General features: G+C 63.5%; 17 protein-coding genes. 5 read left to right on the forward strand and 12 right to left on the reverse strand.

Annotation, left to right across the window (positions count from 1 at the left end; translation table 11 throughout):
- The first annotated feature begins 30 nt into the window (after positions 1–30).
- Positions 31–1149, forward strand: coding sequence for a 3-deoxy-7-phosphoheptulonate synthase (locus tag P3T43_RS06245; RefSeq protein ID WP_429280187.1), 1119 nt, complete (start codon positions 31–33; stop codon positions 1147–1149).
- Between the two features lie 100 nt (positions 1150–1249).
- Here the strand turns inward: P3T43_RS06245 and P3T43_RS06250 are convergent, their stop codons facing one another.
- From P3T43_RS06250 to P3T43_RS06270, 5 genes are all read right to left on the reverse strand, one after another.
- The gene (locus P3T43_RS06250) at positions 1250–2755 is read right to left on the reverse strand and encodes a heavy metal sensor histidine kinase (protein ID WP_429280188.1); all 1506 of its coding nucleotides are present in this window, start codon (positions 2753–2755) and stop codon (positions 1250–1252) included.
- Entirely contained in the window at positions 2752–3438 is a 687-nt protein-coding gene (locus P3T43_RS06255) for a heavy metal response regulator transcription factor (protein WP_429280189.1), read from the reverse strand. The genes P3T43_RS06250 and P3T43_RS06255 overlap by 4 nt, the downstream gene beginning before the upstream one ends.
- A gap of 89 nt (positions 3439–3527) precedes the next feature.
- On the reverse strand, positions 3528–5009 hold the full coding sequence (locus P3T43_RS06260; RefSeq protein WP_429280190.1) for an efflux transporter outer membrane subunit: 1482 nt from the start codon (positions 5007–5009) through the stop codon (positions 3528–3530).
- 5 nt (positions 5010–5014) lie between these two features.
- On the reverse strand, positions 5015–6238 hold the full coding sequence (locus tag P3T43_RS06265) for an efflux RND transporter periplasmic adaptor subunit (RefSeq protein ID WP_429280191.1): 1224 nt from the start codon (positions 6236–6238) through the stop codon (positions 5015–5017).
- A gap of 22 nt (positions 6239–6260) precedes the next feature.
- Entirely contained in the window at positions 6261–9464 is a 3204-nt protein-coding gene (locus P3T43_RS06270; RefSeq protein ID WP_429280192.1) for an efflux RND transporter permease subunit, read from the reverse strand.
- A 472-nt stretch (positions 9465–9936) separates the two neighbouring features.
- Here P3T43_RS06270 and P3T43_RS06275 point away from each other — a divergent pair, with 472 nt between their 5' ends.
- The 3 genes from P3T43_RS06275 to P3T43_RS06285 all read left to right on the forward strand — a co-directional run bounded on the left by P3T43_RS06275 (position 9937) and on the right by P3T43_RS06285 (position 13018).
- The gene (locus tag P3T43_RS06275) at positions 9937–11688 is read left to right on the forward strand and encodes an IlvD/Edd family dehydratase (RefSeq protein ID WP_429280193.1); all 1752 of its coding nucleotides are present in this window, start codon (positions 9937–9939) and stop codon (positions 11686–11688) included.
- Positions 11689–11907: 219 nt separating this feature from the next.
- Positions 11908–12546 (forward strand): LysE family translocator, encoded by a 639-nt coding sequence (locus tag P3T43_RS06280; protein ID WP_429280194.1) that lies wholly within the window; start codon positions 11908–11910, stop codon positions 12544–12546.
- Positions 12547–12634: 88 nt separating this feature from the next.
- Positions 12635–13018 carry a hypothetical protein gene (locus tag P3T43_RS06285; protein ID WP_429280195.1) on the forward strand — a complete coding sequence of 128 codons (384 nt, stop codon included), beginning with the start codon at positions 12635–12637 and terminating at the stop codon, positions 13016–13018.
- 55 nt (positions 13019–13073) lie between these two features.
- Here P3T43_RS06285 and P3T43_RS06290 read toward each other — a convergent pair whose 3' ends face one another.
- Entirely contained in the window at positions 13074–14783 is a 1710-nt protein-coding gene (locus tag P3T43_RS06290; protein WP_429280196.1) for a SulP family inorganic anion transporter, read from the reverse strand.
- Between the two features lie 289 nt (positions 14784–15072).
- On the opposite strand from P3T43_RS06290, the gene P3T43_RS06295 reads away from it, so the two are divergent.
- The gene (locus tag P3T43_RS06295; RefSeq protein WP_429280197.1) at positions 15073–15930 is read left to right on the forward strand and encodes a PA4780 family RIO1-like protein kinase; all 858 of its coding nucleotides are present in this window, start codon (positions 15073–15075) and stop codon (positions 15928–15930) included.
- A 10-nt stretch (positions 15931–15940) separates the two neighbouring features.
- Here the strand turns inward: P3T43_RS06295 and P3T43_RS06300 are convergent, their stop codons facing one another.
- From P3T43_RS06300 to P3T43_RS06325, 6 genes are all read right to left on the reverse strand, one after another.
- Positions 15941–17020, reverse strand: a complete 1080-nt coding sequence (locus P3T43_RS06300; protein ID WP_429280198.1) for a LacI family DNA-binding transcriptional regulator — start codon at positions 17018–17020, stop codon at positions 15941–15943.
- Positions 17021–17048: 28 nt separating this feature from the next.
- On the reverse strand, positions 17049–18131 hold the full coding sequence (locus tag P3T43_RS06305; RefSeq protein WP_429280199.1) for an ABC transporter ATP-binding protein: 1083 nt from the start codon (positions 18129–18131) through the stop codon (positions 17049–17051).
- 3 nt (positions 18132–18134) lie between these two features.
- On the reverse strand, positions 18135–19052 hold the full coding sequence (locus P3T43_RS06310) for a carbohydrate ABC transporter permease (protein WP_429280200.1): 918 nt from the start codon (positions 19050–19052) through the stop codon (positions 18135–18137).
- Positions 19052–19987 (reverse strand): carbohydrate ABC transporter permease, encoded by a 936-nt coding sequence (locus P3T43_RS06315; protein WP_429280201.1) that lies wholly within the window; start codon positions 19985–19987, stop codon positions 19052–19054. Before P3T43_RS06315 ends, P3T43_RS06310 begins: the two co-directional genes overlap by 1 nt.
- 8 nt (positions 19988–19995) lie before the next feature.
- Entirely contained in the window at positions 19996–21234 is a 1239-nt protein-coding gene (locus tag P3T43_RS06320) for an ABC transporter substrate-binding protein (RefSeq protein ID WP_429280202.1), read from the reverse strand.
- Between the two features lie 88 nt (positions 21235–21322).
- Positions 21323–22714, reverse strand: coding sequence for a GH1 family beta-glucosidase (locus P3T43_RS06325; RefSeq protein WP_429280203.1), 1392 nt, complete (start codon positions 22712–22714; stop codon positions 21323–21325).
- Positions 22715–22859 lie beyond the last annotated feature (145 nt).

Consider the following 22859-nt stretch of genomic DNA (forward strand, 5'->3'; position numbering starts at 1 on the left):
GGGCTGAAACCGCGCACCCAGGAGAGCATTTTGAGCGCCATCGACAATCCTTTACATGACCAGGAAGTCGGCGTTGCCGACGCCACCCAGGACACGACCCGTATCGACGACGTGCGGATCGGCGCGGTACGCCCGCTCATCTCGCCGGCCCTGCTGCAGGATGAACTGCCGGTCCCGGCACGGGTGCAGACGCTGGTCGAGCAAAGCCGCGCGGCCATTGCCGACATCCTGCACGGACGCGACGACCGGCTGGTGGTGGTGGTCGGCCCGTGTTCGATTCACGATCACGACCAGGCGCTCGACTACGCGCGCCGCCTCAAGCTTGCCGCCGACGCCTTGCAGGAAGACCTGCTGATCGTCATGCGCGTGTACTTCGAAAAACCGCGCACCACCGTGGGCTGGAAGGGCTATATCAACGATCCGCGGCTCGACGGCAGTTTCCGCATCAACGAGGGCCTACGCCGCGCTCGGCAACTGCTGCTGGACATCAGCGCCCTAGGTTTACCCACGGCCACCGAGTTCCTCGATCTGCTGAGCCCGCAATATATTGCGGACCTGGTGGCTTGGGGTGCCATCGGCGCGCGCACCACGGAAAGCCCGAGCCATCGCCAGCTCGCTTCGGGCCTGAGCTGCCCGATCGGCTTCAAGAACGGCACGGACGGCGGCGTGCAGATCGCCTCGGACGCGATCGTCGCCGCGGGCGCAAGCCACGCGTTCATGGGCATGACCAAGATGGGCATGGCGGCGATCTTCGAAACGCGCGGCAACGACGATGCCCACGTCATCCTGCGTGGCGGCAAGAAAGGGCCGAACTACGACAGCGCATCGGTCGAAGCATGCTGTGCGGTCCTGCGCGCGGCGGGTCTGCGCGAGCAGGTCATGGTCGACTGCTCGCACGCCAATTCGAACAAGTCGCACCTGCGTCAGATCGACGTGGCGCAGGATCTGGCGCAGCAACTCGCGGCGGGCGAAAACCGCATCATGGGCGTGATGATCGAGAGCAATCTCGAGGAAGGCCGTCAGGATCTGACGCCCGGCGTGCCGCTGCGATGCGGCGTGTCGATCACCGACGCCTGCCTGAGCTGGGTGCAGACCGAGCCGGTGCTCGATGCGCTGGCGAAAGCGGCGCGCGAACGCCGCGCGCGCTGAGCGGTTTGGCGCGCGAACACGTAGCAACAGGAAAGTGAGGTAGCGCGTCTGCGGGTTACTTCGGTGGCGGGTTTGCGAGCTGCCCGCCACCGTGAGCATGTCACATGGACATGCGCCCGGCCGGCGCCGGCTCGGTTGTCACGGTGTTAGTGCTGCTCACGCTGCTGACGGTATTGACGGTATTGACGCTATTCACGTTACGCTCGACCGTCATCACCGCTTCGTGCACGCCAGGCACTTCGATACGCGACGCGTCCACCGAGAACGCGAAGGTATTGATTCCGCCCGCACTTTCCACCGACACCGCACCGCGATGCATCTCGGCAATCGCCTTCACGATCGCCAGCCCAAGGCCGTGATTCTCGCGGCTATTGGTGCGTGACGCTTCGGCCCGATAGAAGCGGTCGAACAGATGATCCAGCGTCGAAGGATCGATCGGCGTGCCGGGATTGCTGACGGCAATGCGCACCTTGTCCTCCTCGCGCGCGATCGTCACCTTGACCGTGTCGTGAGAGGCGCAGTGCTGGATCGCGTTCATCAGCAGATTGGTACAGGCGCGGCCGAACAGCGAGCGGTTCACGAGCGCCATCGCATCGCCGCGCGACACCGCGCGCACCTGGGCCTCTTCGAACGGAATCTCGAGAAACTCCAGCGTGCGGGCCACTTCCACCGCCAGTGAAACCTCCACCAGCCCTGTGGCACGCTCGCCCTGATCGGCACGGGCGAGAAACAGCATGTCGTTGATGATCGCGCGCATGCGTTCGAACTCTTCCAGATTCGATTGCAACGTATGGCGCAGATCGTCGACCGAGCGGTTACGCGTCAGCGCAACCTCGGTCTGGCCGATCAGGATCGTCACCGGTGTGCGCAACTCGTGCGCCACGTCGGCATTGAACGATTCGAGCCGGCCATAGGCGCCGTCGAGCCGTTCCAGCGCGCCGTTGAAGGAATGCGCGAGATCGTTCAGTTCGAGCGGCAGGGAAGCGGTATTCAGGCGCTGCGAGCGATTGTTCGGACTGACCTCGGAAGCATCTTTGGTCAGACGCCTGAGCGGCGCGAGTCCGAGGCGCGTGACCGAATAGCTCAACAGCAGCACCGCCAGACTGCCCAGCGCCGACAGCGCCGCGAGCGCCGCGCCGAACGCCCGCATGGTCCGCACGTTCGGCTGACAACTGGCCGCGACTTGCAGTTGCACCGTGGGCCGCACGCCGCTTGCCGGGATCGAGACCGTGCGCGTGAGCATGGCCTGGCCGCCTTCCTCAGGTTCCACGCGCACATAGCCGCCCGCCCAGCTATCCGTCACCCGTCCCTGAACCGCCTGACCATAATGGAAAGCCGGGTCGGCGCTGGAAACGGAATAAGCCGTGGTGCCGTCGCGCGGCGACATGTCGGTCAATTTCTCGCGCGCCATGTGCCACTTTTCCGCCGTGACCGAGTGATACACGATGATCTTGGCAATCTCCAGGCGGTCGTCGAGCGACTCGCGCAGGTGATGGTTCAGTTGCACGCGCATCACGAGAAACAGTCCCGTGCCGACCAGTGTAAAGACCGACAAGGCGACGAGTGCGAACATCATCGCCAGCCGGCGGGCAATCGAGCGGTTCATGACAGTTCCGCCTCCTCACGGACTTCGAGTACATAGCCCATGCCGCGCACCGTATGCAGCAGCTTGGTGCGAAACGGACCGTCCAGCTTGGCGCGCAACCGTTTGATCGCGGTTTCGACCACGTTCGTGTGACTGTCGAAGTTCACGTCCCAGACCAGCTCGGTAATCGCCGTCTTCGACAGAATGTCGCCCTGGCGGCGCGCCAGCACACTCAGCAACTGGAATTCCTTGGCGGTGAGATCGAGGCGCACACCGTCGCGCGAGGCACGGCGGCCGATCAGATCGACGAACAGATCGCCTACGGAAATCAGCGTCGATTCCTGCGAACGGGTGCGGCGCGCGAGGGCATGCAGCCGCTCCACCAGTTCAAGGAACGAGAACGGCTTGGTCAGATAATCGTCCGCGCCTTCGCGCAGGCCGCGCACCCGGTCGTTGATGTGATCGCGCGCGGTCAGCATGATGACCGGCGTGGATTTGCGCATGCGCAGCGCCTTGAGCACGCTGAAGCCGTCGCGTTTGGGCAGCATCACGTCGAGGACGATCACGTCGTAGTCGAATTCCGTGGCCAGATGCATGCCTTCCTCGCCGTCGAGTGCGATGTCGACCACCCAGCCTTGCTCTGTCAATCCCGAGCGCAGGTAGTCCACCACCTTGTGTTCATCTTCGACGATGAGCAGTTTCATGTACGCCCCCTGATTCCTTACATTATACGAAACGCCTCGTTTTGCCGTCTGCCAGCCGCACACGTCCTCCCAAGGTCAACAGGTGAAACTCAGTTCGACTGATTCATGGCCTGCTGTTTCTCTTCAGCTGGGGCGCTGACATCCCAGCCGCCCCCCAGCGCCTTGACCAGCGAGACCGACATCGTCATCTGCTGGCCGTGAATCTGCACATCCTGGCGCTCGCTCGTGAGCAATGTCTGCTGGGCGGTAATCACGTCCAGATATGCGACGAGGCCGCCGGAATAACGATCGTTGGCAAGCGACAGCAAGCTCTGCGAATCGACCACCGCCTGATGCGACTGCTTGGCCGCGCCATCCAGCACGGACAGTCCGGTCACGCCGTCCTGCACCTGCTGGAATGCGGTGAGCACCGTCTGGCGATAATTGGCCTCGGCCGCCTGGTACCCTTCGCTCGCGAACTTGACGTTGGCCGACCGGCGGCCGCCGTCGAACACCACCTGCGAGACCGCGGCGCCGAGCGTCCACATCAGACTGGGCGCGCTCAGCAGGTCGGCGAAGTTGGTGCTCTGCCAGCCAATGCTCGGCGTGAGCGTCAGAGTCGGAAAGAACGCCGCCCTGGCGACGCCGATCTGCGCATTCGCCGCGGCCATCGAGCGTTCCGCGGATGCCACGTCCGGACGCCGCTGCAGCACATCGCTTGGCACACCCAACGGAATCGACGGCACCGCGGTAGTGACGACCTTCGGCTCGATGACGAATTGCGGTGCGGGTACGCCAACCAGCGCAGCGATGGCATGTTCGAATTGCGCGCGCTGTACCAGCAGCAGTTGCGCCTGCACCTTCGTCGAATCCAGTTCCGACTTCTGCTGCAGCACGTCGAGCCCCGACACCGAGCCCAGATCATGTTCCGAGGTGACGTAGTCGAGCGCCTTCTGCTGCAGGACGACCGACTGGTTCAACACGTCGATCTCGGCATCGAGTTCGCGCAGCGAGAAGTAGTCGCTCGCGAGATCGGTGGTCAACACGAGCCGGGCGTTGGCGAGATCGTCGGCCGATTGCTCGGCCGACGCCTTGGCCCCTTCCACTTCACGGCGGATCCGGCCGAACAGATCGGTGTCCCAATTGATCGACGGACCGACGATCACGCCGTTTTGCACGGTGCTCTGGTTCGGCGTGCCATATGAGGTGAGCGGCCGGTCCTTCGAAATCTTGAAGCGCTCGCCCGTGCCGCCCACATCGACTTCGGGGATCCGTTGCGCCGAGGTATTCGCGAGCGTCGCCTTGGCCTGCTCGTAATGCGCCACTGCCGCGGCGAGCGTCTGGTTCTGGTCGAGCGCCTGGCCCTCCAGCGTGCTGAGCGTCGCGTCGCTAAAGCTCAGCCACCAGGTGGGCGCGATCGGCGCATGCGACGGCTGCGCCACATGCCAGTAGGAATCGGTGCGCCATTCGGGCGGCGCATCGGCATGCGGCTGCTGGTAATCGGGGCCCACGGTACAGGCGGCCAGTAACGCGGCACCCGCAGCGGCACCCACAGCCGCAGCCACCGTGCGCAGCGCAGCGTTCGGCGACACGCGCATCACGCCGCCCCCTTGCTGGTCTTCGACGGTTGTTCGACCTGCACGTGATCGCCATCGGCAATCGAATCGCTCGGATTGATGATGACCTTGTCGCTCGCCTCGATGCCGCTTTCGATTTCGAGCGTATTGCCGAGATCCTGCGCAATCACCACCTTGCGCAAATGCACAACGCCGTTGTTGTCGACCACGGCCATCTGCGTGCCTTGCGCCCGGAAAATCAGCGCATTGCCGGGCACGATGATGTTGGCATGGGTCGTCGCGGGGACCGCGACCTGGACATACGCACCCGGGCGCAGCGCGCCGTCGGCATTCGGCAGCCGCACTTCGATCTGCAGCGAACGGGTCGGCACATCGATCGCGCCGGCAATGTTTTCGATGGTGCCGTGGAACTGCTTGCCCGGCAATTCGGCCTGGGTCACGACCACCTGCTGCCCCACCTTGACGTTCTGCGCATACGCCTGCGGCAGTTGCACGTAGACGCGCAGCGGATCGGACTGCGCCAGCGCGAACAACGCACGGCTCGTGCCGCTGCCGGCGTCGATCAGGTCGCCGACGTCCACGTTACGCTGCGTCACCACCCCTTCGAATGGCGCGACGATGCGTTTGAACGATTCAAGCTGGTTCAGGCGCCGCACGTTGGCATCGGCAGCGGCGAGATTCGCCACGTCCTGCGTATAGGTGCTCTGCCGTTCATCCAGTTCCTGTTGCGAGACCGCGTCGCGTTGGCGCAGTTGCTGCCAGCGCTCGTACGAACTCTTCGCCAGCCCGAGGCTCGACTCGATCTGGTCGCGCTGCGCCTTGGCCTGCTGCAGTTCCTGGTCGATTTCTGGCGTGTCGAGATCGGCCAGCAATTGCCCCGCCTTCACATGCGCGCCGATATCGACATACCAGTGCAGCAGGTAACCCGTGGCGCGCGCAAAGATCGGCGATTCGACATAACCACGCAGTGTGCCTGGCAACAGCGTATTGCCGCTGCCATCGGCCTGCTTCGGGGTGACCACGTTCACATATTGCAACGCGTTTTGCTGGGTCGATTCGGCCACCGAACGGTTTTGCAAAATGTCCGCCACGACGGTGCGCAAGGCGCCGATCGCGAGCAACGCCAGCACGATCCAGATGGCAATCTTGGCGCGCTTCCATTCCTGGTTACGGGGTGGCAACGCGTGTCCGTTCTCAGTGTCCCGCGCGGGGATTGCTAGCGAAGCATGGGTTTTTTCGGTCATCTCAGTCAGCCGTCATTTAACGTTACGCGTGCTTGCCATCGCCGGCGCCTGCGCCGTCGTCGGGGCCCTGCTCGCCATGCGCACCACCGTTACGGCGAGCGAGGCGCGTATGAATCGCCGCAAAAACCAGCGGCACAAAAAAGAGCGTCGAAATCGTGGCAAACAGCAGGCCGCCGATTACCGCGCGCCCCAGCGGCGCATTCTGCTCCGCGCCCTCACCGAGACCGAGCGCCATCGGGATCATGCCGATGATCATCGCGAAGGCGGTCATCAGCACCGGGCGGATCCGGCTCGCACCGGCTTCGAGCGCCGCGGCCAACGGCGGCGAACCGGCGGAGAGACGCTGCCGCGCGAACGACACCATCAGAATACTGTTCGCGGTGGCCACGCCCATGGTCATGATGGCGCCGGTCAACGCCGGCACGCTGAGATGCGTGCCGGTGAGGAACAGCATCCACATGATCCCGGCCAGCGCCGCCGGCAACGCGCTAATGATGATCAGCGGGTCGACCCACGACTGGAAATTCACCACGATCAGCAGATACACCAGCACGATGGCCATCGCGACGCCTACGCCCAAACCGAAGAACGACGTGCGCATGGTCTGCACCTGACCACGCACGACGATCTGGCTGCCGCGCGGCAACGTCGCGCGTGCCTGGTCTACCAGCTTGTTCACCTGCGCCGCCACGCTGCCCAGGTCGCGTTTTTCAACGCTTACATACACGTCGATCACCGGCCGGATGTTGTAGTGCGAAACCAGCGCGAACTGGGTTTGCGCCCCCACGCGCACCAGGTTGCCGAGCAGTTGCGTCGGCCCATTGGCCGTCGCCGAAACCGGCGTGCGCAACAACTGGTCGATCGACGAGATGTCGTATTGGGGCGTCTGTATCGCGACGCTATATTCCACCCCGTTCTTGTTGTTGAACCAGAAGCTAGGCGACGTCTGTGTGCTGCCCGATAGCGAGATCAGCACGTTCTGCGCCACGTTGTTGGCGTTGAGATTCAGTTGCTGCAGGCGGGTGCGATCCATGTCGAGATTGATCACCGGCTCGTCGACCAGCTGCTGGATGTGCGTATCCACCGTGCCCGGGATCAGCCTCACCTGCTTGTAGAGCTTGCGCGCCACGTCGAAGTTGCCTTGCTGGTCGTTGCCGACCACCTGCACGTCGATCGCCGCCGGCAAGCCGAAGTTCAGGATCTGCGTCACGATGTCGGCGGGCTGGAAGAAAAATTCCACGCCCGGAAAGCGCTGCGGCAGGAGCGTGCGCAGCTTGTCGACGTAGCCCTGGGTCGGTTTGTGATCCTTGTTAAGCGCCACCTGAATCTCACCGTCCAGCGTGCCGATCGTGCCGGAATTGCTATAGGATAGATTGATACCGCTATACGGCAACCCCAGGTTGTCCAGAATCGTCACCAGTTCCTTCTGCGGCACCACTTCACGCACGACCTTTTCCACCTCATCGGCAAGACGCGCGGTTTCTTCGATCCGCGTACCGGTGGGCGCACGCATGTGCAGGCGGATATCGCCGGCGTCGACCGCCGGGAAGAAATCTTCGCCGAGTACGAACACGAGTCCCATCGACAGCACGCAGAATCCCAGGAACATCGTGCCGAACCGGCCGCGCCGCACCAGCACACTGCTCAGGATGACGATATACGCCGCCCGCATGCGCTCGAAACCCGCGTCGAAGCGATGATAGAGCCGCATGAACAGATTCGGCTTGCTGCCCTCTTTCGGCTTGTGCGCGTGACCCATCAACAGCATGGCGAGCGTCGGCACCAGCGTACGCGAGAGGATGTACGAGGCGATCATGGCGAACACCACCGCTTCGGCGAGCGGCACGAACAGGTATTTCGCCACGCCGGTCAGGAAGAACATCGGCACGAACACGATACAGATACAGAGCGTGGAGACGAGCGCAGGCACCGCGATTTCGCCGGCGCCTTCGAGAATCGCTTCGTGCAGGTCCGTGCCCATATGCAGGTGCCGCTCGATGTTCTCGATGGTCACGGTGGCGTCGTCCACCAGAATCCCGACCGCAAGTGCGAGCCCGCCCAGCGTCATGATGTTGATTGTCTGACCTAACGCATGCAGCACGATCAGCGAGGTGAGAATCGACAGCGGAATCGACACCGCGATAATGCAGGTGCTGCGCCAGTTGCCGAGAAACAGCAGGATCATGGCCGCGGTCAGCGCGGCCGCGACCAGTGCCTCGCGCACTACGCCCTGCACCGCCGCCTTCACGAACACCGATTGATCGAACAGCGCCTTGACGTCGATATCAGGCGGTAACGCGGCGCGGGCGCCCGGCAGCAACGCCTTCAGGGTATCGACGATCGCCAGGGTCGACGCGCTACCGGTCTTGAGCACCGACATCAGCACGCCGCGATGGCCGTCCTGGCGCACCACATTGGTCTGAGGAGAGTAGCCGTCGCGCACGTGCGCGACCTCGCGCAGATAGGTGGTTGCGCCATTGAGCGTGCGCACCGGCATATCGTTGAGACCTGCAATCGTGGCGGGCGAGCCGTTCATGTTGACGGTGTATTCCTTGGGCCCGATCTTGGCCGTGCCGGTCGGCAGAATCAGGTTCTGCGCGTCGAACGCGTTCACCACGTCGGCCGGCGTCATGCCTTTTGCCAGCAAGGCGCGGGTGTCGAGGTCGACCGACACCAGCCGTGATTTACCGCCGTATGGATACGGCACCGCGGCGCCTGGGATCGTCACCAGCTGCGGGCGCAGGAAATTGAGCGCAGTGTCGTTGAGATCCTGCTCGGATTCCTTGGGACTGGACAGCCCTAGCTGGATCACCGGAATACTGGAGGCCGAGTAACTGATGACCAGCGGCGGCGTGGCCCCTGGCGGCATCTGTTTCAACTGCGCCTGTTCGACCGCGACCGTCTGCGCAATCGCGGTCTGAATGTTGGCGTTCGGCTGCAGGAACAGCTTGATGACCGTGATACCGGCGAGAGACTGCGACTCGATGTGCTCGATGTCGTTGACCGTCGTGGTGAGACTGCGCTCATTGACGGAGGTGATGCGGTTGGCCATATCCTCGGCCGACAGACCCGTGTAGCTCCAGATGATGCTGACGACTGGAATATTGATTTCCGGCAGCACGTCGACCGGCGTCGTCAGCAGGACAAATGGCGTCGCCAGCAGGATCAGAATAGCCATCACGATGAACGTGTATGGCCGCTTTAGCGCAACGTTGACAATCCACATTGAAACGCGCCCGAAAGAATGCTGGAAAGGATGAGAAGTCGCCGCGGCCCAACGTACACGTCACGTTCGCGCCCGATCGACGTTGACGACGGCGCAGCACGACCGCCGGGCGAATCGCGCAACGGATCGACGACACGTCGCGCCCCGTGAGCGAACGCCATACCGCACCTGAGAGCCGCACCGACAACCGTGCCGACAGGTCAGCCCCCGCAAGCGACCCCGTGCCACGGTTAAGCTAAAGGCTATGCTAATTGCTTGGCACCAACGTCTGCATGGCGCCAAAATGGCAAAACTGTCAGGAAGGTTACTGTAATCCAATCTGGCCGGAAGGATGCGCCTGGCAATCTGTTTGGCATCCGGCGCACAATGCTGTTTGCGTCTGAAGATAGCGCGCTCTGCTCGCTGCCGCTCCGGCATGGACGGCAGCTTACGCAAATCGTGCACCGCCCCTTCCCCCTTTCGAGCCCAGCCCATGACCGACAAGCCCGCCTCCCCGCCGCCCGGCGACACGCCCACCGGTCTGCGCAAAGGCTTGACCCATTACGGCGACAGCGGCTTTTCGCTGTTTCTGCGCAAGGCGTTCATCAAAGGCGCGGGTTACACGGATGCGGCGCTGGAGCGGCCCGTGATCGGCATCGTGAATACCGGTAGCGCCTACAACCCCTGTCACGGCAATGCGCCGCAGCTGATCGAAGCGGTGAAGCGCGGCGTGATGCTGGCGGGCGGTTTGCCCATGGACTTTCCGACCATCTCGATCCACGAATCGTTTTCGCAGCCGACCAGCATGTATCTGCGCAACCTGATGTCGATCGACACCGAGGAGATGATTCGCGCGCAACCTATGGACGCGGTCGTGCTGATCGGCGGTTGCGACAAGACGGTGCCCGCGCAACTGATGGGGGCTGCATCGGCGGGCATTCCCGCCATCCAGTTGATCACCGGCGCGATGCTGACCGGCTCGCATCGCGCCGAACGGGTCGGCGCCTGCACCGATTGCCGCCGCTACTGGGGCCGCTTTCGTGCCGAGGAAATCGACGAGCAGGAAGTCGCCGCGGTCAACAATCAACTCGTTGCCAGCGTGGGCACCTGCTCGGTGATGGGCACCGCGAGCACGATGGCCTGTCTCGCCGAAGCCCTCGGCATGACCGTGCCGGGCGGCGCCTCACCGCCCGCGGTCACCGCGGAGCGCATACGCATCGCCGAACTGACCGGCACCCAGGCCGTGCAGATCGCGCATGCGCGCCTCACCGTCGATCAGGTGCTGACCGCCAAGGCGTTCGAGAACGCGATGCGCGTGCTGCTGGCGATCGGCGGCTCGACGAACGGCATCGTGCATCTGAGCGCCATCGCCGGGCGGCTCGGCTTCGAGGTGGATCTGCAGGCGCTCGACCGCATGGGCCGCGAAACGCCCGTGCTGCTCGATCTGAAACCGTCCGGCCAGCACTACATGGAGGACTTCCACCAGGCAGGCGGCATGGCCACCTTGCTGCGTGAGCTGAAGCCGCTGTTGCATCTCGACGCGCTAACCGTCACCGGCCGCACGCTGGGCGAGGAGATCGACGCGGCGGGCCCCGGTTTTACGCAGGACGTCGTGCGTCCGCTCGACCAGCCGATCTACCCGCAAGGCGGCATCGCCGTGCTGCAAGGCAACCTCGCGCCGGGCGGCGCGATCATCAAGCAGTCCGCAGCGGACGCGAAACTGATGGAGCACACCGGCCGCGCGGTGGTATTCGAAAACGCCGAGGACCTCGCGCGCCGCATCGACGCCGATGATCTGGACGTCACCGCCGACGACATCCTCGTGCTGAAGAACATCGGCCCTAAAGGTGCGCCGGGCATGCCCGAAGCGGGCTACATTCCGATTCCGAAGAAGCTCGCCCGCGCCGGCGTGAAGGACATGGTGCGCATCTCCGATGGCCGCATGAGCGGGACGGCGTTCGGCACCATCGTGCTGCACGTCACGCCTGAAGCCGCGATGGGCGGCCCGTTGGCCTATGTGCGCAATGGCGACTCGATCCGCCTGAGCGTCGCGCAACGGCAGATCAGCCTGCTGGTAGCGGATGAGGTCCTCGCCCAGCGAGCCCGCGAGCAGCCGGTCAGCGTGCCGAGCGCCGATCGCGGCTATCTGAAGCTGTTTTTGCAGACCGTCACGCAGGCGGATCAGGGCGTCGATTTCGATTTTCTGCGCGCGACCGAGAGTCGCGGCAGGATACCCAAAGCTTGAGTCACGCGACTGTCGCAACGGAGTTTGGGAGCACCACTGCGCTTCCAGTCAGGCGCGCTTGCGCATGCCCACGCGTGGACTGTCCTGCTGCGCCGCACGCGAACTGTATCTGTAAGCCCCCCCTGCCATCAGGCAGAATAGCTTTGCCCACCCGCAGGTTGGGCACTGACGACCGATCCCGTCACACCCTCCCTCATTCGCCTCTGGAAACCCCGTTCCATGACTGCCAGCGCCTTCCTGTCGGCCAACGTCCTGCTTGCCTACGCCGCCTATTTCATCGGCAGCGCGAGCCCCGGCCCGAGTAATCTCGCCATCATGTCCCTCGCCATGGGATCGGGCAGAAAAGCGGCATTCGCCTTCGCGCTCGGCGTGATGTCGGGTTCGTTCTCGTGGGCGCTGCTCGCTTCGCTCGGGCTGTCTGCGGTGCTTGCCAGCTACTCGCAACTGCTGGTGGCAATCCGCCTCGTGGGCGGTCTCTATCTGCTCTGGCTGGCGTGGAAATCGGCCCGCTCGGCGCTCACGCCGCAGATGTCGCTCGCCAGCACCACGCGCGCACCCGACTCCTCGCAGCGGCTCTACGTGCGCGGCCTGCTGCTGCATCTCACCAACCCCAAGGCGATTCTGGTCTGGCTGTCGATCGTCTCGCTGGCCGTCCCGGCAACCGGTGGCGCTTCGCACACTGCACCGGTCGTGCTTGGCTGTATGGGCATCGGTGTGTTCGTATTCACCAGTTACGCCGTGCTGTTTTCGACTGAGACCGCACGCCGCATCTATGCCTCGATCCGGCGCTGGCTGGACGGCTCGCTGGCCGTCGTGTTCAGCGTGGCCGGCGTCAAACTGCTGACCTCGCGTAACTAGTCCGGCATGCGTCGAAGGTCAGGGCCGCGGCGCTTTGCGCTACTGTGACGGTCATTGCTCGCATCCACGCACAGTAACGGGACACCGCATGAGCCGTGAGGAATCACAGGAGGCGCCGCAACGGCACTCACCATGGCAGATTCGTTTGTATCTGGCGAGTGTCGTCATTCTCGTCGCAGGGTTGATCGGCGCAGCCGTCATTTATGTCACCGCGCCGGGCGAGGACAGTGCGGAACTGACCTATGGTGTCGCCAACGACCCGCGTTACATTCTCGAACTGCAACGCATCGGCGGTAACGCCGAGGTCGTGATGGCCGAGCTTCATCAATGGTTCGACGGTCTCTGGCAGGGCAAACCGCTTGCGTACACGGTGGCGGTGTTATGCACCGCGGCGGCGGCCCTGTGTTTTCTGGCAGCGCGTAGCCGGATCTTCGATCCGGCACACGAGCAGACTGACGATACGGACAGTTAGTCGTCCGCATGACCCAGTGGCGTTTTCCATGACGCGCCGATCGCCGCCGTTCTGGTTAGATCGCGCCCTGCGTTCGCGGATTCGCCGGTACGCCCACCGCAGCCAATGCCTCATGCAAGGTGCTGAAGATGCATGACGCCTTGACGACCTGGGTAATGCCATGCCGGTCCATGTCGGAGCGCAGATAGCGGTTCACCCGCGCAAACACCACCGTGACGTTGCGCTGCGTCAACAGTTCGAGCAGATCGGTCAGCGAACGCGCCGCCGAATAGTCCAGATCCGTGATCGCGCTGGCATCGACGATGAAGGTGCCGATCGGGCTCGGCGCGCGATCGATCAACTGGCGCACATCTTCGACGAAGAAATGGTCGTTGGCATAGAACAGGTCGGCACCAAAACGGTAGACGATCAGCCCAGGCGCCGTCTGCGTGCCAGGTTTCGTGGGCACCGGCTGCCAGCGTCCGTCGGCGCCGGGCACCAGCATCATCGTATGCGGCCGGTAGCTGTGACGCACATGCCGCAGCAGCGACAGCGCCACCGCAATCAGAATCCCATGTTCGACGCCCAGCACCACCACCGCCGTCGCAGTGACGAGAGCAAGCGTAAATTCCCCGGGACTCTCGCGCCGGATCGCCTGCAGGCTTTGCACATTGATCAGCCCAATCGCAATGGTGAACACAATGCCGGCCAGCACGCAGTGCGGCAGGTATTGCAGATAGCGGCTGAAAAACAGCAGCACCACGACCACCACACCAGCAAATGCCACTTGTCCCAACTGACTGCGCGTGCCGGCGCGATCGGCCATGGCGGTCTGGGTCGGGCTGCCGTTGACGACAAAGGCACCCGAGACGGACGCCACCGCATTCGCGGCGGCGAGGCCGAGAATGTCGGCGTTCAGATCGACCTCTTCGTGGTAACGCTGCGCGAACACGCGTCCGGCGGCCGCGCTTTGCGCCACGATCATCACGAAGCAGGAAGCCGCCACGGGCAGCAGATCGAGGGTCTGGCGCCAGCTCGCATGCGGCAGCCGCAAGGGCGGCAGGCCACCGGCGACGGGACCGAGGATCGCAATGCCATGCGCGGAAAACTGGTAGAGGTCGCTAGCAGCGATGCCCCCCACTACGGCCAGCAACGGCACCGGCAGGCGCGGCAGGAAACGCTTCGCGCCGAGAATGCTCCCGACCACGATCGACGAAACCGCGAGCGTCGGCAGACTGACCTGCCCCAGGTGCGCCACGACCTGCGCCAGCTGTTCGGTGCTGTGCGGCGAAGACACGGCAACGCCCAGCATGTCGCCCAGCATGGCGATGCCCACCTGCACGCCCACGCCGGCCAGAAAGCCGACCAGCACGGTGCGCGACAGGAAGTCGGCGAGGAAGCCGAGCTTGAACACCCGGGCCACGAGCAGCAGGATCGCGGTCAGCAACGCGACCATGCCCGCCAGCGCGACGTATTCGCCGCTCGCGATCGGCGCCATGGTGGAGAGCTTGCTGGCGAAAATGGTGGCGGTGGCGGAGTCGGCGGCCACCACCAGATGACGCGATGCGCCGAAGAACGCAAACGCCAGCAGCGGCAGAAACACCGTGTACAGGCCGGTCACGGCCGGCATGCCGGCGATGCGCGCGTAACCGAGCACCTGTGGAATGTCCATCGACGCCAGCGTGATGCCGGCAAACACATCGCGCAGTGCCGAGGCGCGTTTCAGCGGGAGGATGCCCTTCAGGAGGCCGAAACGGCTGGCTAATTTTTCTGGAGACTCTTGCATGCGGGGACGTCGTCGCAATCAGGTGGGAATCCCGCATCCTGCCGCGAGTAGGCACGACAACGCAAGACTCGATTGCGAATCGTGCCTCCTTCAAGCGCATGAGACCCACGAGGCTTACCAAACCGAAAGGCGTCCCCGAAATTCTGCCGATTGCCCCGTACACCTTATAATCCGGCATGACTCTATTTCCGCTCCAGGCTGCTTGCGCTCAGGCAGCCACGCTCACGCGATCCGCCGTTCCCCGCTCCACTTCGCTGGCCTCCCCGTGCAACCTGCCGGCGGTGGCCGCATGAAAACACCCAAGCGTCTCATTCCGCTCGTCGAAGAAGGCCTGATCGACGAAGTCATCAGCCAGTTGATGAGCGGCAAGGAAGCCACCGTCTACGTGGTGCGCAGCGGCGATTCGACCCGGTGCGCGAAGGTCTACAAGGACGCCAAACAGCGCAGTTTCCGCCAGGCCGCCTCGTACCGCGAGGGCCGCAAGGTCAAGAACAGCCGGGAAGCGCGTGCCCTCGAAAAAGGCAGCCGGTATGGCCGCGAGGTGCAGGAACAGCTGTGGCAGAACGCGGAAGTCGATGCGCTGTTTCGTCTGGCCAATGCCGGCGTGCGCGTGCCGCAGCCGTATATCTGCACTGACGGCGTCCTGCTGATGGAACTGGTGACCGACGAGGACGGCAACGTCGCGCCGCGCCTGAACGATGTGGACATGAGCGAAGCCCGCGCGGTCGAACTGCACGCGCTGCTGCTCAACCAGGTCGTGCGCATGCTGTGCGCCGGCGTGATTCACGGCGACCTGTCCGAGTACAACATCCTGCTGGCCGCCGACGGCCCCGTGATCATCGATCTACCGCAAGCGGTGGACGCGGCCGGCAATCTCGAAGCGCCGGCCATGCTGGAGCGGGACGTGGACAATCTCGCGGCCTACTTCGGCCGCTTCGCGCCGCATCTGCTCAGCGCGAGCTACGGCAAGGAGATCTGGGCGCTGTTCGAAGGCGGCGAGCTCAATGTCGACGTGCAACTCACCGGACGCGTCGAACTCGACACCACACCGGTCGACCTGGAAGCGGTCCTGCAGGAACTGGAGGACACCCGTCTCGATGAAGAGGCGCGCATGCGCCACGAACAGATGCTGCGCGACAGCGCCTGAGCGCGCTGCTTCAACCCGGTTTGGCCGCGCCGCGCGGCCGGGGTGATACCGCCGGGCGCGTGCGTTTCGCTGTCCGCGAGCGCGGCGGCGCCGCCCCCACCGAAGCACGCATGGTCACCGTGACGGGAAATTCGCGGAAGATCTCCCATGCCGTTCCATAGCATTCGTTGACGAGCCAGCGCACGGCGTTGCGCGTCAGGTCCGCGGTCGGAATATGCACCGAAGTCAGCGCAGGGGCAGCATAGGCCGCGGAATAGTCGTCGTCGTAGCCGATCACCGAAACGTCGCCCGGCACCGACATGCCCGCCTGCTGAAAGCGCGCGAGCGCGCTCACCGCCATCGTGTCGTTGGCGCAGAAGACCGCCGTAAAGGGCTGCTTCGATTCGAGCAGCGTCTGCGCCGCGGCATAGCCGCCCTCCGGCGAGAAGTCCGATTCGATCAGCGCCACGTCCGCGCGTTCGATGCCGTGACGCGCCAGCTCCGCAAAAAACCCGTCGATACGCGCCTGATTGTCCGAGGCGGCAAAGGGCCCGGCGATCACCGCGATGTCCCGATGTCCATACTCGACCAGGGTGCGCGCGGCCAGCTCGCCGCCGCGCACGTGATCCGCGCAAAATGACGCCTCAGGCAGTTGCCCGAAGGTCCGGTTGAGGAACACCATCTTCGGATGCATCTTGTGCAGACGAATCAGGTCCTCGTCATGCAGATCGTGGCTGATGACGATCACGCCGTCGCAATCGCGGCCAATCAGAAACTCCACCGCCTCCATGGCCTGCTCGCGCGGCGACGCCTCGCCGCAACCCGTGGCCACCACCACGTGACGGTGGACGGTGCGCAATTCGGTATCGGTCTGCTTGAGGATGGTGCCGTAGTACGAGCCGAAAAAAGTCGGCACGAACAGGCCGATCATGCCGAGCGATTGCGTCGCCATGGCACGGCCGATCGAAGACGGGCGGTAGTTCAGCGCCTCGATCGCGGCCTGGACTCGACGAGCGGCGTCGGCCGACACCGGCCCTTTGCCGGAGATCGCCCGCGATGCCGTCGACATACCGACACCCGCCAGTTCCGCCACGTCTTTCAGGGTTGCCACGCAACGCTCCGTCATCAAGCCATGCCGTTCAAAGACGGGCGCCACTGGCCTCGTCGAACAGCGAAATATGGGCGCTGTCGAACGAAAAGGCACACGTGTCGCCCAATGCGATGGGCGACTTGTCCTGATCGATCGACGCGATCTGGGCGCCATGATAATCGAGCCAGATAACCTGATGGTTACCCATCGGCTCGACCAGCGACACGCGGCCGCGCTGCGCCAGATCCGCGCCCACCCGCACATCCTCGGGACGCACACCCAGCACGCACGGCAACGTGGTATCCGGCAAGGTTTTGAACGGATAACGCGAGACGTCGAGATCGAGATGTTCGGTGCGAAAACGCATGCCCTCCTCGCGCCGTTCGAGCCGTCCTTGCAGCATGTTCATGGCCGGCGAGCCGAGGAACGTCGCGACGAACAGGTTGTCCGGCCGCGCATAGACCTCGGCAGGCGTGCCGATCTGCTGGATCACGCCACCGCGCATCACGGCCATGCGGGTGGCAAGCGTCATCGCCTCCACCTGGTCGTGCGTCACGTAGATCATCGTCGCGCCCAGCCGCTGATGCAGTTGCTTCAGTTCGCGGCGCAATTCAGTGCGCAGTTTGGCGTCGAGATTCGAAAGCGGCTCGTCGAACAGAAACACATCCGCTTCGCGCACGATCGCCCGGCCGATCGCCACCCGCTGACGCTGCCCGCCGGACAGTTGCGCGGGCTTGCGCTTGAGCAGCGGTCCGAGTTGCAGCATCTCCGAGGCGCGCGTCACGCGGCGCTCGATTTCCGCCTTGGGCGTGCCATTGATACGCAGTGCAAACGACAGATTGCGCTCCACGTTCATGGTCGGATAGAGCGCGTACGACTGGAACACCAGCGAAATGCGGCGATCTTTCGGATCGGCCCACGTCATGTCCTGGCCGCCAATTTCGATGCTGCCGTCGGTGACGTCGATCAGCCCCGCAATGCTATGCAGCAGGGTGGATTTTCCGCAACCGGACGGGCCGAGCAGCACCACGAATTCGCCCGCATTGACATCGAGATCGAGCGCCTCGATGACCTTGTTCGCACCCAGATCGATCCGCAGGTTACGAATCGACACGTTCGATACATTGGTCATGCTCTATCCCTTGACTGCGCCGGAAGCAATGCCGCGCACAAACCAGCGGCCCGAGATGAAGTAGATGGCGAGCGGCACCATCGAGGTCAGAATGGTGGCGGCCATATTTACGTTGTAAAGCCGCTCGCCCGTCGTGGTGTTGATGATGTTGTTCAACTGCACCGTCATCGGCAGATTTTTGGTGCCGGCGAACACCAGCCCGAGAATGAAGTCGTTCCAGATGCCGGTCACCTGCATGATGACCGCGACCACGATGATCGGGGTCGACATCGGCAGCATCAGTTGCAGGAAGATGCGCCAGAAGCCGCCGCCGTCGATCCGCGCCGCCTTGAACAGTTCCAGCGGAATCGACGCGTAGTAGTTGCGAAACAGCAGCGTCATGATCGGCATGCCGAAGATCGTATGAATCACCACGATGCCCGGCAGCGAGCTGAACAGATGCACGCTCGCCAGCACGCGCACCAACGGATAGACCATCACCTGCACCGGAATGAAGGCGCCCATCAGCAGGATGGCGAACAGTATCCCCGCGCCGCGCGGCCGCCAGAACGACAGGGCGTAGCCGTTCACCGCACCGATGGCGATCGACAGGATCGTGCTCGGCACCACGATGCGCACCGAGTTCCAGAAGCCGACCTGAATGCCGTTGCAGTCGAGCCCGGTGCAGGCCGAGGACCACGCATCGCGCCACGGTGCGAGCGTGACATGCATCGGCAACGCCAGCAGATTGCCCATGCGGATCTCGGTCATCGGTTTGACCGAGGTCACCAGCATCACGTAGAGCGGCAACAGGAAGAACACCGCTGCGGTAATCAGGAATGCATAGACACCAAAGCGCGCGGGCGTGAAATGCGGGCGACGCTTCGGACCTGGACGCGGGCCTGGGACGGCGGATTTATCAACGGAAGAGACCGTATTCATCAAACGTCCTTGCGCAAGGCCACGCGGCTACGCAGATAAAAGAACGGCGCGAGAATGGCCAGCACGGTCGTCAGCAGAACGATCGAAGCTGCCGACGCCAGACCGATGTTGGCGCGACCGAACAGATAGTCCATGATGAACTTGGCCGGCACTTCGCTGGCCGTGCCGGGACCGCCCTGCGTCATCGCCACCACCGCGTCATAGAGCTTGATCACCATCACGAACAGCAGCACGAAGGCTGTGGACATCGAGGTCTTGAGCATCGGCACCACGATGCTCATGTAGACCCGCCAGCGTGGAATGCCGTCGATGCGCGCGGCCTTCCAGATCTCGTCGTCGATGCCGCGCAGCCCCGCCAGCAACAAGGCCATGACGAGCCCGGACGCCTGCCAGACCGTGGCGATCACGAGCGTATACACGACCCAGTCCTGATCGACGATCCAGTCGAAGCGCGCATGCGGGAAGCCGATCCGATGCAACACCTCCTGCACGCCCAGTTCCGGATTGAGAATCCATTGCCAGACGAGACCGGTGGCGACGAACGACATCGCATACGGATACAGGAACACCGTGCGCAGCGCGCCTTCCGCCACCACCCGCTGGTCGATGAAGATGGCCAGCAGAAGGCCGATCACCATGCACGCAATGATGAAGCACACCCCGTAAATCACGATGTGCTGCAACGACACCATCCAGCGGTCGTTGTTGAAGAGCCGCACGTATTGCGTCACGCCGGCGTACTGGTTCGACGGAAAGGTGCGCGACAGCGTCAGCGACACCCGCGCGGTCCAGAGCATGGTGCCGAGATACGCGCAGACGACCGTCACCACCATCGGCACCAGCGCGATCCAGGCGGCCAGCGGCCAACGTCGGCCGAGCGGCTTCGAGCGTCTGGACGGTCGTGCCGTGGTGGAGTTCAGGTCGAGTGCGCGCATCGCAGGGCCTAGCCCTTCAATGCGCTGGCGAAGGCCTTTTGCGCATCCTCGGCCGACTCGTTCTTGTTCCAGAAGTTGGTGATGACATCCGTCAACGCGCCTTGCACGTCCGGCGAAATCAGCATTTCCGGGTTAGGCAACTGACGCGATTTGTCTTTCATGATCGCAATGCCCTCTTTCGCGCAAATATCCAGGCTCGAGGTATCCACGTCCGGGCGGATCGGGATGGAGCCTTTCTTCGCGCTGAAAGCGACCTGCGCCTCAGGCGAGGTCATGACCGTGGCCAGCAGGTTCTGCGCCTTGATGGCATTGGCGTTGTCGGTCTTCGGGAACACGAAGACGTCGCCCGCCACCATGTACGGCGATTTCGGACCAAAACCCGGGAAGCAGCCGAAGTCCTTGCCGGCCACCTGATTGGCCGCGGAGAACTCGCCCTTCGCCCAGTCGCCCATCACCTGCATGCCGGCCTTGCCCGAGATCACCAGCGCCGTCGCGTCATTCCAGTTGCGGCCCGGGGAGCCCGCATCGACGTAGTTGTGCAGACGTTTGAAGGTCGTGAGCACGTTCTTGAAGGCGGGCGAGTTGACCGCGTTCTGATCGCGGTCGCGGTAGACCTTCATGTAGAGATCCGTGCCGCCGACATCGGCAAACACCGCGTCGAAGGTGATTTTCTCCTGCCAGGCCTGACCGCCGAGCGCGAGCGGGATGTAGCCCGCGGCTTTCAGCTTGTCGAGATCGGTGAACAGTTCATCGAAGGTCTGCGGTTCGCCTGCAATGCCCGCTTTCTTGAACGCCGGCTTCGAATAGAAGAACCAGTCCTGCATGTGAATATCGACGGGCGCGGCGTAGAAATGCCCGTTGACCTTGATCGAATTGAGAATCGACGGCGGGAAAATCGTGTCCCAGTTTTCCTTGGCGGCGACCGTGTCGACGTTGTTGAGCATGCCCTGATCGATCAGGTCATGGAACTGCTTCGACGTGTTGAACTGCGCGGCGGTGGGTGGATCGCCACCGACGATCCGGTTGATCGCGGTGGAGCGCGCCTGATCGGCACCAGCGACCGCATTGTCGACCCACAATCCGCCGGCCTTGTTATAGGCGTCCGCGAACTGGCGGATCGCGGCCGATTCGCCGCCCGAGGTCCACCAGTGAATCACGTTGGCCTTCAACGGGTCAGCGTGGGCAACCACACCATTGAGCGCGAGCGCGAGAGCAATCCCACTCACGAGTGTCCTTCTGCTGTGCATTCCGTCTCCTTCAGGCTTTGCGCCCTTGTTTCAGGTGGACATACGAACCAGCTTTGCCTTGTGCCGTTGCAGGCACCTGATACGTGACTCAGTTGCGTTGCTTGCGCTCCGCGAGAAACGTTGCGATCAGTTCGGCACTGCGTTTGAACGTGCGTTTCTGCGTTTCATAGTCGACGTGCACCACGCCGAAACGCCGTTCATAACCAAACGCCCATTCGAAGTTGTCCATCAGCGACCACACGAAATACCCGCGAATATCCACACCCGCCTTGATCGCACTGTCTACCGCGGCAAGGTGGCGCTTGATGAAGGAAATGCGCTGCGGATCGTCGACGCGGCCTTCGATCACCTTGTCGTCCGACGCCATACCGTTCTCGGTGATATAGATGGGCGGCAGGTTCGAGTAGGTCTTGTCGAAGCCGGTCAGCAGGTCGCGCAATCCGTCCGGATGCACTTCCCAGCCCATCTGCGTGCGTTCCACACTTTCCGGCGGGACTTCGGTGAAGCCGTGCGCGCCATCGCTCTCGACGTTGGTCCGGAAGTAGTAGTTGATGCCGAGGAAGTCGAGCGGAGCGGAAATCGTCTTCAGATCGCCGTCCAGCACCAGCGGCTCGGTGCCGGGCCACAGTTCGAACAGATCTTCCGGATACGCGCCTTTGAGCAGCGGGTCGAGAATCCAGGCGTTGTGCTGCACTTCGAACAGATGCGCCGCACGCTGGTCTGCGGCGCTGGCGGAATTCGCGGTACCCCGGCCGACGTTGGCGACGATGCCCTTCTGCGACGCCGGATCGTTCGCGCGCAGCACCGGAATCGCCAGACCATGCGCGAGCAGCAGCTGGTGCATGGCCTGCGTCGCGAAGCGTCCATTCGCGAGCCCCGGCGCATGATGGCCGTTGCCGTAGCCGAGGAACGCCGAGCACCACGGCTCGTTGAGCGTCATCCAGGCATCGACCTGGCCCGCGAGCTCGCGGCTCATCAGATCGGCATAGTCGGCAAAGCGATACGCGGTGTCGCGATTGAGCCAGCCGCCGCGATCCTCGAGGTGCTGCGGCAAGTCCCAGTGGTACAGCGTGACGAACGTCTTGAGGCCCTTCTCCTTGAGGCGGCCGAGCAGCCGCTTGTAGAAATCGAGTCCCTTCTGGTTCGGCCGGCCGGCTTCGTCCATGACGCGCGGCCAGGCGATCGACAGACGGTACGCTTCGAAGTTGAGCGCCGTCAGCATGTCGAAATCGCCTTCCCAGCGATGGTAGTGATCACAGGCCGTCTCGCCTGTATCGCCGGCGAGCACCTTGCCTGGCGTCGCCGAGAAAGTGTCCCAGATCGACGGCAAGCGGCCGTCTTCATGCACGGCGCCTTCGATCTGATACGACGCGGTGGCCGCGCCAAGCAGGAACTGCTTGCGCCAGAGCGAGGAATCGGCGGGTGGGGAGAACGGATCGCCGTTCAGGTCTTGGGACAGAGCGGATGCGTCGTTTGCCACGGATTCTCCATGTGTCGACCGGAGCGGGCGCCTGGGTTGCCGACCCGAGCTGGCGCCTGGGCGCTGACTCCGGTCTCTTGCAAAGCGCTTACTGCGGTCCCATGCAACAGCGTTGCCAGGGTCGTTGAGCAGCTTGGGTGGAAGC

Source organism: Paraburkholderia sp. GAS41, assembly GCF_050436545.1.
Lineage (GTDB): Bacteria > Pseudomonadota > Gammaproteobacteria > Burkholderiales > Burkholderiaceae > Paraburkholderia.

Coding starts and splice junctions, on each gene's coding strand:
- P3T43_RS06250 (WP_429280188.1), bottom strand. CDS start 2,755: ATGAACCGCTCGATTGCCCGCCGGCTGGCGATGATGTTCGCACTCGTC.
- P3T43_RS06255 (WP_429280189.1), bottom strand. CDS start 3,438: ATGAAACTGCTCATCGTCGAAGATGAACACAAGGTGGTGGACTACCTG.
- P3T43_RS06265 (WP_429280191.1), bottom strand. CDS start 6,238: ATGACCGAAAAAACCCATGCTTCGCTAGCAATCCCCGCGCGGGACACT.
- P3T43_RS06270 (WP_429280192.1), bottom strand. CDS start 9,464: ATGTGGATTGTCAACGTTGCGCTAAAGCGGCCATACACGTTCATCGTG.
- P3T43_RS06275 (WP_429280193.1), top strand. CDS start 9,937: ATGACCGACAAGCCCGCCTCCCCGCCGCCCGGCGACACGCCCACCGGT.
- P3T43_RS06280 (WP_429280194.1), top strand. CDS start 11,908: ATGACTGCCAGCGCCTTCCTGTCGGCCAACGTCCTGCTTGCCTACGCC.
- P3T43_RS06285 (WP_429280195.1), top strand. CDS start 12,635: ATGAGCCGTGAGGAATCACAGGAGGCGCCGCAACGGCACTCACCATGG.
- P3T43_RS06290 (WP_429280196.1), bottom strand. CDS start 14,783: ATGCAAGAGTCTCCAGAAAAATTAGCCAGCCGTTTCGGCCTCCTGAAG.
- P3T43_RS06295 (WP_429280197.1), top strand. CDS start 15,073: ATGAAAACACCCAAGCGTCTCATTCCGCTCGTCGAAGAAGGCCTGATC.
- P3T43_RS06305 (WP_429280199.1), bottom strand. CDS start 18,131: ATGACCAATGTATCGAACGTGTCGATTCGTAACCTGCGGATCGATCTG.
- P3T43_RS06310 (WP_429280200.1), bottom strand. CDS start 19,052: ATGAATACGGTCTCTTCCGTTGATAAATCCGCCGTCCCAGGCCCGCGT.
- P3T43_RS06315 (WP_429280201.1), bottom strand. CDS start 19,987: ATGCGCGCACTCGACCTGAACTCCACCACGGCACGACCGTCCAGACGC.
- P3T43_RS06320 (WP_429280202.1), bottom strand. CDS start 21,234: ATGCACAGCAGAAGGACACTCGTGAGTGGGATTGCTCTCGCGCTCGCG.